Origin of the sequence: Streptococcus mitis (genome assembly GCF_005844455.1) — a bacterium.
GTDB classification, from domain to species: Bacteria; Bacillota; Bacilli; order Lactobacillales; family Streptococcaceae; genus Streptococcus; species Streptococcus mitis_BF.
Window position 1 is genome coordinate 16,509 of record NZ_SPGF01000023.1, and the last position, 13,790, is coordinate 30,298.

The window sequence follows — 13,790 nt, forward strand, 5'->3', positions numbered from 1 at the left end:
GGTAATGTTATAGGAGGGATGCCATCTGCTGAAAAAGTAAGATAAAACGCAATAATTGATAAGTTCTTCTTTATGTGAAGAGTTTTTATATGCCTGTTTACTAATCGTTATGGAGGTAACATCATGGGCGCTATTATGGAGTTTGCAACAGAAAAACAGATTGCATCATTTCTTTCAACTTGTCGCATTGAAGGACAAAAGAATTTTCTGATGGCTTTCAAGAAAAAGACATGGTTGAAATCCTTTATTGATTTTTTCATTATAGGAGGTAGTTACTATGTTCAGTCGAGTGTGAAGCCTAAGATTCTGGCATTCACACCTAAGGGAATCTACTTGATGGACATCAGTGATGTAACAGAAAATCATTCTAATCAAGTCGTAGAGATGCCTTGGAATCAAGTCAAAGATTTTACTTATAAGATAGTCTTGAATACAGTTAGGCTGAACTGGCACTATCAAAATGAAGACTATATTTTTTCTGTGGATGTCGGTCAGATTAGTCAGCATGTAGGTCAGTATCAATTTAACAAAGACCATTATGACTATTTATCCCAACAGGATTTCTTTCAGTCTAAGTAAGCCCTAGCAATCATTTTAAACAAAGAATCTGGAATGTTTTCTGGATTCTTTTTAGCTTTACTAGCTAGTACTCAATGAAAATCAAAGAGCAAACTAGGAAGCTAGCCGCAGGTTGCTCAAAACACTGTTTTGAGGTTGTAGATAAGACTGACGAAGTCAGTCACATATATACGGTAAGGCGACGCTGACGTGGTTTGAAGAGATTTTCGAAGAGTATAAGTCTATAGTTTGAAACTATAACTAGCTCTTGAAAAGAAGAAAATGAGTTGATGAAAATAAGTGGTACAATAGTTACTATAGATTTGGAGGAATTGTATGAGCAAGGAATTACACATTAACACAATTTTGGCCCAGGCGGGCATTAAATCAGATGAAGCGACAGGAGCTTTGGTGACACCGCTTCATTTTTCAACGACCTATCAGCATCCAGAGTTTGGTCAGTCTACTGGTTTTGACTATACGCGTACTAAAAACCCAACTCGCAGTAAGGCTGAAGAAGTCTTGGCGGCTATTGAGTCAGCAGACTATGCGCTAGCGACTAGCTCAGGGATGTCAGCTATTGTACTGGCCTTTAGTGTCTTCCCAGTAGGAAGTAAGGTTTTGGCTGTCCGTGACCTTTACGGTGGTTCTTTCCGCTGGTTCAATCAAGTGGAGCAGGAAGGCCGTTTCCATTTTACCTATGCCAATACAGAAGAAGAGTTGATTGCCGAGCTGGAAAATGATGTGGATGTTCTCTATATCGAAACCCCAACCAACCCCTTGATGTTGGAATTTGATATTGAAAAACTAGCAAAATTGGCTCATGCTAAGGGTGCCAAAGTGGTGGTGGACAATACCTTCTATAGCCCTATCTACCAACGTCCGATTGAAGATGGAGCAGATATCGTTCTCCATTCAGCAACCAAGTATCTAGCAGGCCACAATGATGTCTTGGCTGGTGTGGTTGTGACCAATAGTTTAGAACTATACGAAAAGCTTTTCTACAATCTCAATACGACAGGGGCAGTCTTGTCTCCATTTGACAGTTATCAATTGATTCGTGGTCTCAAGACCTTGTCTCTTCGTATGGAGCGCTCAACAGACAATGCTCAAGAAGTGGTTGCCTTTTTGAAGAATTCTCCAGTAGTTAAGGAAGTTCTCTACACTGGTCGTGGGGGCATGATTTCCTTTAAGGTAGCGGATGAAACACGCATTCCTCATATTTTGAACAGTCTCAAGGTCTTCTCTTTTGCGGAAAGTTTGGGTGGGGTAGAAAGTCTCATTACTTATCCAACGACGCAAACTCATGCTGATATTCCAGCAGAAGTGCGCCATTCTTATGGTTTGACAGATGACCTCTTGCGCTTGTCTATTGGTATTGAGGATGCTAGAGATTTGATTGCAGATTTGCGCCAAGCCTTGGAAGGATAAGCCAAAGATGGGAAAATATGATTTTACAAGCCTGCCCAATCGTTTAGGGCACCATACCTATAAATGGAAAGAAGCAGAAACGGATAGTGAAGTCCTGCCAGCTTGGATAGCGGATATGGACTTTGTGGTCTTGCCTGAAATCCGTCAAGCCGTGCAAACTTATGCGGATCAACTGGTTTATGGTTATACCTATGCCAGTGAAGAGTTAATTAAGGAAGTTCAAAAGTGGGAAGCCACACAACACGGTTACCACTTTGACAAAGAGGCCCTTGTCTTTATCGAGGGTGTGGTACCAGCCATCTCAACAGCTATTCAAGCTTTCGCAAAAGAAGGCGAAGCGGTTCTGATTAACACACCTGTCTATCCACCCTTTGCTCGCAGTGTCAAGTTGAACAACCGTAGATTGATTACCAATTCTTTGGTGGAAAAGGATGGTCTGTTTGAGATTGACTTTGACCGACTTGAAAAGGATTTGGTGGAAGAGGAGGTCAAACTCTATATTCTCTGCAATCCTCACAATCCTGGTGGACGTGTGTGGGAAAAAGAAGTCTTGGAGAAGATTGGTCAACTCTGCCAAAAACACGGTGTTTTCTTGGTTTCGGATGAGATTCACCAAGATTTGGCCCTCTTTGGTCACAAGCATTATTCCTTCAATACCATCAATCCTGATTTTAAAGAATTTGCGATCGTCTTGAGCAGTGCCACTAAAACTTTTAATATTGCTGGGACAAAAAATTCCTATGCAGTCATTGAAAATCCTAAGTTGAGACTGGCTTACCAGAAACGCCAGTTGGCCAATAACCAGCATGAAATTTCAGGCTTGGGTTATTTGGCGACAGAAGCTGCCTATCGATACGGTAAAGATTGGTTAGAGGAACTCAAGCAAGTCTTTGAAGACCATATTAATTATGTGGTGGATTTATTTGGAAAAGAGACTAAAATCAAGGTTATGAAACCGCAAGGAACCTACTTGATTTGGCTTGATTTTTCAGCCTATGACCTGACTGATGAAAAATTACAAGAGCTTTTGAGAAATGAAGCCAAGGTTATCCTCAACCGTGGTTTGGATTTTGGAGAGGAAGGAAGTCTCCATGCCCGTCTCAATGTAGCTATGCCTAAATCTCTGCTGCAAGAAGTTTGTCAGCGGGTTGTGACGACTTTTGCCAAACTTTAAAAATCCAGCCTTCTAGGAGAAAAGTCTTCCTAGGAGGCTATTTTCGTAGGGAATATGGTATAATGAAAAGATAAGGTACAGGTAAAAATATGGCTAAATTGATTCCGGGGAAAATCCGTATCGAAGGCGTTGCCCTTTATGAAACTGGTAAAGTTGATATCATCAAGGAAAAGAATAATCGGCTCTACGCTCGCGTTGCAGAAGAAGAACTGCGCTATAGTTTAGAGGATGATTTGGTTTTTTGTGCTTGCGATTTTTTCCAAAAGAGGGGCTACTGTGTGCATTTGGCGGCTCTGGAGCATTTTCTAAAAAATGATGAGCGTGGTCAGGAAGTCTTGCAGAGTCTAGAAGAAGATCATGAAGAAAAAGAGGCCGTTGAAACCAAGGTGACCTTGGGTGGCAAATTTTTGGAACGAATCTTGTCTCCAAAATCAGACCGAGCCTATGAGTTATCGGCTGTAGGACAGGTGGAAGCAGGAACCAATCATATCTTGTGGACCCTGAGAATCGGGCAAGTCAATAGTCAAAAATACTATGTCATTCGGGATATTCTACTCTTTTTAAAAGTTGTCGAGCAGAGAAAGTCGTATATGATTGGCAAGGTCTATGAGGAATCCTTGTCTTGGGAATCCTTTGATGAGGCCAGTCAAGAACTTTTGACTTTCTTGCGGGGACTAACGGAGGAAGGACTAGCTCCAGACCTCTTTTTCCAAAATCAAGGCCGTCATCTCTTTTTCCCTCGGACCTTTTTTGAGCAGGGTGTGAATTTATTGATGACCTTGCCCCATTTTCAATTTGACCACCAAGTGGATAGTTACCAAAACCTGCTGTTTCAGGATATGCATGCTGATGCCAATCTCTTTGCCTTTACAGTAAAAGCATACTCGGATTATTTTGAAATGGAAATCAGTGAGAGTCCAAGGGTCAATGTCTTTTATCAGGGAGCTGTGCTGTTTCATAAAGGACAGGTTTATTTTCTAACAGACCAGCAGATGCGTCTTCTCAAGGAAATCAAAGCGTTGCCCTTGGATCAACATGGAAAGAAATACCTGCAATTTGATAGCAGTGACCGCGATAAGTTGGCTTCCTGTCTCACTCTTTTTAGCCAAATGGGGACCGTCTCAGCTCCAGAACGATTACAAATCAAAACTTTTGCGCCCTCTTTTTACTTTGATAGGGAAGAGGATAATCGGATTCGTTTAGAAATTCAATTTGATTATGGAAATAGACAGGTATCTAGCAGACAAGAGCTAGAAGAATTACCATTTTCGAGTGATGCTGATTTAGAAGAAAGAGTTTTCCAAGTCTGTTTGGTTGCAGGTTTTGAAGCAGACTTTCAATCTTGGCGTCAGGCCTTAAAAGCAGAGTCTGTCTATTATTTCTTCCATGACATCATTCCAGTCTTTGAAAAACTCGGGCATGTTGACCTATCAGACAAGTTAGAAGAACTCTACAACCTAGCGAGCCCTCAAGTGCAGATTGCTTCCAAGGGAGGTCTCTTGGAAATCCAATTTGATTTTCAAGATATTGCCCAAGAGGAAATTGACCAAGCCATGCAGGCCTTGGTTAATAATCAAGATTTTTACATTGATTCGTCCAATCAAGTCTACTTTTTTGATGAAGAAACCAAGAAAATTCGCCAAAATTTACAGGAACTGGGGCAGTTTGAATTAAAAGATGGCTCCTTGCAGGCTCGAAAATCCTTGGCTTACAGTTTAGCTCATCTTTTTGAAGGGCGTGACCGTGTTTCTTTTTCACAAGAATTCCAGAATCTGGCCCAGGATTTGACGCATCCAGAGGATTTTCCTCGACAGGCAACTCAGGTTAAGGCTGATTTACGAGATTATCAGGAAAAGGGAATCGGCTGGCTGCAAATGCTCCATCATTATGGTTTTGGTGGGATTTTGGCTGATGATATGGGATTGGGGAAAACCCTCCAGACCATTGCTTTTTTGACCAGCCAAGTGACAAAAGAAAGTCGAGTCTTGATTTTAGCTCCGTCGGGTTTGATTTACAACTGGGCAGATGAGTTTAAGAAATTTGCCCCACAGTTGGATGTGGCTGTTGTTCATGGTTTGAAAGCTAGTCGTGAGGAGATTCTTGCCGAGAGCCATCAAATCTATGTGACTAGCTATGCCACCTTCCGTCAGGACAGTGAGCTTTATCAAGGGATGGCCTTTGACTTCCTTTTCTTAGATGAAGCTCAGGTCATGAAAAATGCCCAGACAAAGATTGCCCAGACCTTGAGACAATTTGTGGTGCCGTTGGTCTTTGCCTTGTCAGGAACTCCTATTGAAAATCATCTGGGTGAGTTGTGGTCTATTTTCCAAATCGTCATGCCAGGACTCCTGCCAAGTAAGAAAGAATTTATGAAATTGCCAGCCGAGCGTGTGGCTCAGTTTATCAAGCCTTTCGTCATGCGGCGCAAGAAAGAAGAAGTTCTGACTGAATTGCCAGACTTGATTGAAGTGGTTTATAAGAATGAACTGGAAGACCAGCAAAAGGCTATTTACCTAGCCCAGTTGCAACAGATGAGGGACCGTCTGGCGCAAGTGTCAGATCAGGAATTTCAGCGAAGTCGAGTGGAAATCTTATCTGGTTTGATGCGCTTGCGCCAAATCTGTGATACGCCTGCCCTCTTTATGGAGGATTATCAGAGTGCCAGTGGTAAACTGGATAGTCTTCGAGACTTGCTGGTACAGGTGGCAGACGGCGGACACCGTGTCTTGATTTTCTCGCAGTTCAAGGGGATGTTAGAGAAAATTGAACAAGAACTGCCAGACTTGGGCTTGACATCCTTTAAAATTACGGGTTCAACCCCAGCCAAAGAAAGACAGGACATGACCAAGGCCTTTAATCAAGGAGAAAGAGATGCCTTTCTGATTTCTCTTAAGGCTGGTGGTGTCGGTCTGAACCTGACAGGTGCTGATACGGTTATCTTGGTTGACCTTTGGTGGAATCCTGCGGTGGAAGCGCAAGCCATCGGCCGTGCCCATCGGATGGGGCAGGAAGAAACGGTTGAGGTCTATCGCTTGGTAACCAAGGGAACCATTGAAGAAAAAATTCAGGAACTCCAAGAACAAAAGAAACATCTGGTGTCACAAGTATTGGACGGAACAGAGTCACGTGGCAATCTGACCCTAGCAGAAATTAGAGAAATTTTGGGAATTTCTGAAGCCAGCACTTGAAAAATCAAGACAATACGCTATAATGAAGTGTTGAAAGGAAATAGAAAATGAAACAAGAACGATTTCCATTGGTGTCAGATGACGAGGTCATGTTGACTGAAATGCCAGTCATGAACTTGTACGATGAGTCTGATCTGATCAGTAATATCAAGGGTGAGTATCGAGATAAAAATTATTTAGAATGGGCTCCTATTACTGAAGAAAAACCAGTCAAACCGATTGAAAAGCAAGTAGAGAAACCTAAAAAGGCTCCTTTAGGAGTTAAAAAAGAAGGAAAGAGCTATGCGGAGGTGGCGCGTGAAGAAGCGCGTGCAGACTTGAAAAAGAAACGCTCTGCTAACTATCTAACTCAGGATTTCAGCCGTGCGAGACGTCATTCTCAATCTGGCCTTGTTAGACAGGGCAATCAACCGACAGCGCCTTTCCAAAAGGAAAATCCTGGTGAATTGGTGAAGTTTAGCAAAAAATTGACCCAGTCTCATTATATCTTGGCGGAAGAAGTTCATTCTATCCCTACCAAGAATGAAGAAGTGTCAGCACCTGCTCCAAAGAAAAACAACTATGATTTTCTAAAGAAGAGCCAAATCTACAATAAAAAAAGTAAACAAACAGAACAAGAACGTCGGGTTGCCCAAGAGTTAAATCTGACCAGAATTACAGAATAGGGGAGAAAACATGTCAAAGACATATCATTTTATCGGAATTAAGGGATCAGGTATGAGTGCCTTGGCCTTGATGTTGCACCAAATGGGGCACAAGGTGCAGGGATCAGATGTTGAAAAGTACTATTTTACTCAACGCGGTCTTGAGCAGGCAGGAATTACCATTCTTCCTTTTGATGAAAAGAATCTAGACGGTGATATGGAAATTATCGCTGGAAATGCCTTTCGTCCAGATAACAACGTCGAAATTGCCTATGCAGAACAAAATGGTATCAGCTACAAACGTTACCATGAATTTCTAGGTAGCTTTATGCGCGACTTTGTCAGCATGGGAGTTGCTGGAGCGCACGGAAAAACTTCAACTACAGGTATGTTATCTCATGTCTTGTCTCATATCACGGATACTAGCTTCTTGATTGGAGACGGGACAGGTCGTGGTTCGGCCAATGCCAAATATTTTGTCTTTGAATCTGACGAATATGAGCGCCATTTCATGCCTTACCACCCAGAATACTCTATTATCACCAACATTGACTTTGACCATCCAGACTATTTCACAAGTCTCGAGGATGTTTTCAACGCTTTTAACGACTATGCTAAACAAATTACCAAAGGTCTTTTTGTCTATGGTGAAGATGCAGAATTGCGTAAAATTACGTCTGATGCACCAATTTATTATTATGGTTTTGAAGCAGAAGGTAATGACTTTGTAGCTAGTGAGCTTCTTCGTTCAACAACTGGTTCAACCTTCACAGTTCACTTCCGTGGACAAGAATTGGGTCAATTCCACATCCCAACCTTTGGTCGTCACAATATCATGAATGCGACAGCCGTTATTGGTCTTCTTTACACAGCAGGATTTGATTTGAACTTGGTGCGTGAGCACTTGAAAACATTTGCTGGTGTTAAGCGTCGTTTCACTGAGAAAATTGTCAATGACACAGTGATTATCGATGACTTTGCCCACCATCCAACAGAAATCATTGCGACCTTGGATGCTGCTCGTCAGAAATATCCAAGGAAGGAAATTGTTGCAGTCTTCCAACCGCATACTTTTACAAGAACAATCGCTTTGTTGGACGAATTTGCCTACGCTTTGAACCAAGCGGATGCAGTTTACCTAGCGCAAATTTATGGATCTGCTCGTGAAGTAGACCATGGTGATGTTAAGGTAGAAGACCTAGCCAATAAAATCAACAAAAAACATCAAGTGATCACTGTTGAAAATGTTTCTCCGCTCCTAGACCATGACAATGCTGTCTACGTCTTTATGGGAGCAGGAGATATCCAAACCTATGAATACTCATTTGAGCGTCTCTTGTCTAACTTGACAAGCAATGTTCAATAGGATGTTCCCATGGAAATTCCAATTAAAATCATTCAGGCAAGTAAGTCTGATTTGGTTGAGATAGAGGCAATTCAAACTTCGTCTTTTCCAGCTGAAAAACAGCAACCTTCCCATATTTTAGAAGAAAGTATCCGTAAGTGTGCGGATACCTTTCTTCTAGCTAGGAATGAAAATCAGCTTTTGGGCTATGTTCTAGGCGGTCCACAGCCGCACAATGCGCAGTGTCTAAAAATACACTCTTTAGTCATCGAGGCTGACCATCAAAGACAGGGCTTGGGAACGCTTCTTCTTGCGGCCTTGAAAGAGGTGGCAGTTGAGCTGGATTACAAAGGGATTCGTTTGGAGAGTCCTGATGAGCTGCTTTCCTATTTTGAAATGAACGGTTTTATTGATGAAGAAACTTCCCTTTATGCAACTAGTCAGGGTTTTAGTATGATTTGGTTTAATCCCTTTTATTTGGAGGTACAATGAAGATCAGACAAGCAAAATTAGAAGATTTGGATCGGATTGTCGAAATCGAACTAGAAAATTTCTCGGTTGAAGAAGCCATTCCTCACTCTGTTTTTGAAGCGCATTTGCGAGAAATCCAGACCTCTTTTCTGGTTGCAGAAAAAGCAGGTAGAATCATGGGTTATATAGAAGGACCAGTTGGACCGCACCGCCATCTGCAAGACCAGTCTTTTACAGAGGAGATAGAAGACTATAGTCATGAATCGGGTGGCTATATCTCTGTGACCTGTCTGTCTATTGCCAAGGAAGCACAGGGCCTCGGACTGGGTAAGAAATTGCTAACAGCCTTGAAAGAACTGGCTCTTGAAGATGAGAGAGAAGGCATTAACCTAACCTGTCATGACTATCTCATCGCTTACTATGAAAAACACGGATTTGTTAATGAAGGCCAGTCCCAGTCAACCTTTGCAGGGGAAACCTGGTATGATATGGTCTGGGAAGCTAAAAAATAGGCAAGACAAGGCATCATAGGTTGCTTTTCCTAGACTTTTAAGATATAATATTATGTATTGTCAACGAGGAGGAAAAACTTTTGAGTGAAAAGTCAAGAGAAGAAGAAAAATTAAGCTTTAAAGAGCAGATTTTACGAGATTTAGAACGAGTTAAAAAACATGAAGAAGATCAGGAGGAAGTTAATTTAGCTTCAATAAAACCCCAACTTTCTTCTAAAAATGACCAGTCGATAGAAGAGCTAATGGAAGATTCTCTATCAGCTGTAGAGGAGATTATGAGAAAAGCTCCTACTGCGCCTACTCACCCAAGTCAAGATTTACCAACTTCTCCAGCAGATGAGATTCAAAGAGAAACTCCTGCTGCCCCAACCCATCCAAGTCAAGATGTGCCTTCTTCTCCAGCAGAAGAAAATGGATCAAGACCAGGACCAGGTCCTGTTAGACCTCACAAAGTTGAAAGAGAATATAATGAAACCCCAACAAGGGTAGCTGTTTCCTATAAGACAGCAGAGAAAAAAGAAGAACAAGCACGTCCAGAAACACCGACGCCTGCTAAAGAAACAGTGGATATCATCAGCGATACACCACGTCGTAGCCGTAGAGAAGGAGCGAAACCCGTTAAGCCTAAGAAAGAGAAAAAATCTGGCTTCAAGGCCTTCTTCATTTCTCTACTGATTTTCCTTGCCTTGATTTCAACAGGTGCTTACTTCGGTTATCACTATGTTCAGTCATCTTTACAGCCTGTGGATGCTTCATCTAAGCAATATGTGACAGTGCAAATCCCAGAAGGAGCTAATGTTCAAACAATTGGTTCAACTCTTGAAAAGTCTGGTTTGATTAAACATGGAGTGATTTTTGCTTTTTATGCGAAATATAAAAATTATTCAGATTTGAAGTCTGGCTATTACAATTTGCAAAAGAGTATGAGCACAGAAGATATCATCCATGAATTGCAAAAAGGTGGAACAGCTGAAGCTCAAGAACCTGTCCTTGCGACTTTGACAATTCCAGAAGGTTATACGATTGATCAAATGGCACAAGCTGTAGGTCAATTGCAAGGTGACTTCAAAGAGCCTTTGACAGCGGATGCCTTTCTGGCAAAAGTTCAAGATGAGAACTTTATTAGTCAAGAAGTTTCCAAATATTCTAGTCTACTTGAAAGCTTGCCTACAAAGGAAAGTGGCGTTCGTTACCGTTTGGAAGGATTCCTCTTCCCAGCTACATACTCTATCAAGGAAAGTACAACTATTGAAAGCTTGATTGATGAGATGTTGGCAGCTATGGACAAGACTTTGGCACCTCATTACAGTACGATTAAGTCTAAGAATTTGACGGTCAATGAATTGCTGACCATTGCTTCACTCGTAGAAAAAGAAGGAGCTAAGACTGACGATCGTAAGCTGATTGCAGGTGTGTTCTACAATCGCTTGAATCTTGGTATGCCACTTCAAAGCAATATTGCCATCTTGTATGCCCAAGGCAAACTTGGTCAGAAGATTAGTCTTGCCGACGATGCTGGAATCGATACATCGATTGATTCACCATACAATGTTTATACAAATCTAGGCCTCATGCCTGGTCCAGTAGATAGTCCAAGCTTGGATGCTATCGAGTCAAGTATCAATCAGACTAAGAGTGAGAACCTTTACTTTGTTGCAGATGTAACAGATGGTAAGGTCTACTATGCTAGCAATAAAGAAGAACATGATCGGAATGTTGCTGAACATGTCAACAGCAAATTAAACCAAACAAACTAAAATTATGTGATGCTTCACATAATTTTCTTTAGAAAATATCATAAGAAGAAAGTTGAGAAAAATGGCAGAAAAAACATATCCTATGACCCTTGAGGAAAAGGAAAAACTTGAAAAAGAATTAGAAGAATTAAAATTGGTCCGCCGACCAGAAGTGGTAGAACGCATTAAGATTGCTCGTTCATACGGTGACCTTTCAGAAAACAGTGAATACGAAGCAGCGAAGGATGAACAAGCCTTTGTTGAAGGACAAATCTCTAGCTTGGAAACAAAAATCCGTTATGCTGAAATCGTCAATAGCGACTCAGTTGCCCAAGACGAAGTAGCGATTGGTAAAACAGTTACTATCCAAGAAATTGGTGAGGACGAAGAAGAAGTTTATATTATCGTAGGTTCAGCCGGTGCGGATGCCTTTGCAGGTAAAGTCTCAAATGAAAGCCCAATTGGACAAGCCTTGATTGGTAAGAAAACAGGTGACACAGCAACTATTGAAACACCTGTTGGTAGCTATGATGTAAAAATCTTGAAGGTTGAAAAAACAGCCTAAAAACAGAAAAAAGGAGTGGGGAGGCAATGCGCTTCACTCACTCCTTTTTCCATTTTGCTACTCTTCGAAAATCAAATTCAAACCACGTCAGCGTTGCCTTGCCGTATGTATGTGTTACTGACTTCGTCAGTTCTATCTACAACCTCAAAACAGTGTTTTGAGCAGCCTGCGGCTAGCTTCCTAGTTTGCTCTTTGATTTTCATTGAGTATAAATTAAATTGAATTGGAGACGATATGAGTTCAAAGAAGAAAAAAAATAAGATGGAGCGTGGTCTAACCAATCGTCACGTGCAGGTTATGGCCATTGCAGGAACAATCGGAACAGGACTCTTTTTGGGAGCAGGTCGCTCTATCAGCCTAACAGGTCCTTCCATTGTACTGATTTATATGATTACTGGAGCTTTTATGTTCCTCATGATGCGTGCGGTTGGGGAAATGCTCTACCAAGACCCTGAGCAACATACCTTTATCAACTTTATCACGCGCCATTTGGGTAAGGGCTGGGGGTATTTTTCAGTCTGGTCTTACTGGCTATCCGTTGTTTTTATCGGTATGGCGGAAATCACAGCAATTTCTCACTATGTTCAGTTTTGGTTCCCTAGCTGGCCAAGTTGGATGATTGAGATTGGATTTTTGACTATTCTAGCCTTGGTCAACTTAATCGCGGTTAAGCTCTTTGGGGAAGTTGAGTTTTGGTTTGCTATGGTCAAGATTGTGGCTATTTTAGCCATGATTGCGACAGGAGTTTTTATGGTCTTGACAGGCTTTAAGACACCTCATGGAGTAGCAAGTTTGGCTAATATTGCTGACAATTTCTCCCTCTTCCCTAATGGTGGAGTGAACTTTGTCATGGCCTTCCAGATGGTGTTCTTTGCCTACCTCATGATTGAGTTTATCGGGGTAACGACTTCAGAAACAAAAAATCCACGCCAGGTTTTGCCAAAAGCCGTTAAGGAAATTCCTTTGCGTATCGCTTTTTTCTACGGTGGTGCCCTCTTAGCCATTATGGCTATCATTCCTTGGCGTGAGCTTGCCTCTGCTGATTCTCCCTTTGTTACAGTATTTGAGTTAGCAGGTGTCAAGTGGGCAGCAGCCTTGATTAACTTCGTCGTTTTGACCTCAGCAGCATCTGCCCTTAACTCAACCCTTTATTCAACAGGGCGCCATTTGTACCAGATTGCCCATGATTCGCCAAATCCATTCCTAAAAGCGATCAAGGCAGATACCCTTTCTCGCCATAATGTACCACAAAATGCCATCATTGCTTCAGCGGTTTTGATTGCCCTAGCAGCCTTTATCAATGTCTTGCCAGGTGTTTCGGATGCCTTTGCCTTGATTACGGCATCGTCATCAGGTGTCTATATCGCTATCTATATCTTGATTATGGTGGCTCACCTTAAATACCGCAAGTCATCAGACTTTATGGCGGATGGCTACCTCATGCCCCATTATCGTTTCTTAAATCCTTTAACTATGCTCTTTTTTGGCTTTGTCTTTGTAACCCTCTTTTTACAAGAGTCTACCTTTGTAGGAGCAATCGGATCAGCTATCTGGATTATCGGTTTTGGGATTTACAGCCAGTGGAAATTTAGAAAATAGATTTGAAGAGGTTGGGCAAAAACTAGCTTCTAAATAAAACCACACAGTGATTCCAGTCTTGAATATAATCAAGCTGAAAGAAACACTGTGTGGTTTTTGAATAGTGGATGTTTTAGAGGCTAGATTCTTGGCCAATTTGGTGAGATTCATGCTCATAAAGATGAATCCTATTTCTGTTGCGACAGCCTGTTTACCTCTGACATGCACTCTTCGCACGCCAAAAACACTCTTCAATCTACCAAAAACGGGTTCAACATCGATTTTCCGTTTGGCATAGATTCGAGAGCCTTCTTCACTATGTAATGTTTGCTTAAGGAGTTCCTTAAAGTAATTCCAAGTTGGATTATAATGGATTTGTTTCTGATTTCCACTATCTGTTTTAGCCAACTGTTCTAACTCAGGAGTGTCCTGAACTTTATCCGCCTCATAAATCTTGAAATCACGTCGAAAGCCATACTTATCAGTTCGACTAGAGTAGTTCTTAAAGGAATAGACTTGTTCGGTAACTACATCATCTCGTGGTTGATGATGCCACAAATCAACTCAGCTCTTAATTCAAACCGTTTT

General features: G+C 41.6%; 11 protein-coding genes and 1 pseudogene. 11 read left to right on the forward strand and 1 reads right to left on the reverse strand.

Translation table 11 applies throughout. The features are described from left to right. The first annotated feature begins 123 nt into the window (after positions 1 to 123). The 11 genes from FGQ53_RS05785 (at position 124) to FGQ53_RS05835 (ending at position 13,223) form a co-directional block, all read left to right on the forward strand. Positions 124 to 579 carry a hypothetical protein gene (locus tag FGQ53_RS05785; protein ID WP_138336619.1) on the forward strand — a complete coding sequence of 152 codons (456 nt, stop codon included), beginning with the start codon at positions 124 to 126 and terminating at the stop codon, positions 577 to 579. A gap of 315 nt (positions 580 to 894) precedes the next feature. After that, positions 895 to 1,989, forward strand: coding sequence for a cystathionine gamma-synthase (locus FGQ53_RS05790; protein ID WP_138336620.1), 1,095 nt, complete (start codon positions 895 to 897; stop codon positions 1,987 to 1,989). A 7-nt stretch (positions 1,990 to 1,996) separates the two neighbouring features. Beyond that, positions 1,997 to 3,163, forward strand: a complete 1,167-nt coding sequence (locus FGQ53_RS05795; RefSeq protein WP_138336621.1) for a PatB family C-S lyase — start codon at positions 1,997 to 1,999, stop codon at positions 3,161 to 3,163. Positions 3,164 to 3,252: 89 nt separating this feature from the next. Beyond that, the gene (locus FGQ53_RS05800) at positions 3,253 to 6,351 is read left to right on the forward strand and encodes a DEAD/DEAH box helicase (protein ID WP_138336622.1); all 3,099 of its coding nucleotides are present in this window, start codon (positions 3,253 to 3,255) and stop codon (positions 6,349 to 6,351) included. Between the two features lie 47 nt (positions 6,352 to 6,398). Next, entirely contained in the window at positions 6,399 to 7,016 is a 618-nt protein-coding gene (locus FGQ53_RS05805) for a cystathionine gamma-synthase (protein ID WP_138336623.1), read from the forward strand. 10 nt (positions 7,017 to 7,026) lie between these two features. Further along, entirely contained in the window at positions 7,027 to 8,361 is a 1,335-nt protein-coding gene (murC, locus tag FGQ53_RS05810) for a UDP-N-acetylmuramate--L-alanine ligase (RefSeq protein ID WP_138336624.1), read from the forward strand. Between the two features lie 9 nt (positions 8,362 to 8,370). Next, the gene (locus tag FGQ53_RS05815) at positions 8,371 to 8,832 is read left to right on the forward strand and encodes a GNAT family N-acetyltransferase (protein ID WP_138336625.1); all 462 of its coding nucleotides are present in this window, start codon (positions 8,371 to 8,373) and stop codon (positions 8,830 to 8,832) included. Further along, positions 8,829 to 9,323 carry a GNAT family N-acetyltransferase gene (locus FGQ53_RS05820; RefSeq protein ID WP_138336628.1) on the forward strand — a complete coding sequence of 165 codons (495 nt, stop codon included), beginning with the start codon at positions 8,829 to 8,831 and terminating at the stop codon, positions 9,321 to 9,323. Before FGQ53_RS05815 ends, FGQ53_RS05820 begins: the two co-directional genes overlap by 4 nt. An 80-nt stretch (positions 9,324 to 9,403) precedes the next feature. Then, entirely contained in the window at positions 9,404 to 11,080 is a 1,677-nt protein-coding gene (mltG, locus tag FGQ53_RS05825; RefSeq protein WP_138336631.1) for an endolytic transglycosylase MltG, read from the forward strand. Between the two features lie 61 nt (positions 11,081 to 11,141). Next, positions 11,142 to 11,624, forward strand: a complete 483-nt coding sequence (gene greA, locus FGQ53_RS05830) for a transcription elongation factor GreA (RefSeq protein ID WP_000818768.1) — start codon at positions 11,142 to 11,144, stop codon at positions 11,622 to 11,624. Positions 11,625 to 11,858: 234 nt separating this feature from the next. After that, a complete protein-coding gene (locus FGQ53_RS05835; protein ID WP_171019092.1) occupies positions 11,859 to 13,223 on the forward strand; it encodes an amino acid permease in 1,365 nt (454 codons plus the stop codon). Here the strand turns inward: FGQ53_RS05835 and FGQ53_RS05840 are convergent. Beyond that, a pseudogene (locus FGQ53_RS05840) lies at positions 13,167 to 13,718 on the reverse strand (transposase); the annotation flags it as partial. The gene FGQ53_RS05835 and the pseudogene FGQ53_RS05840 overlap by 57 nt on opposite strands. Between the last annotated feature and the right edge of the window lie 72 nt (positions 13,719 to 13,790).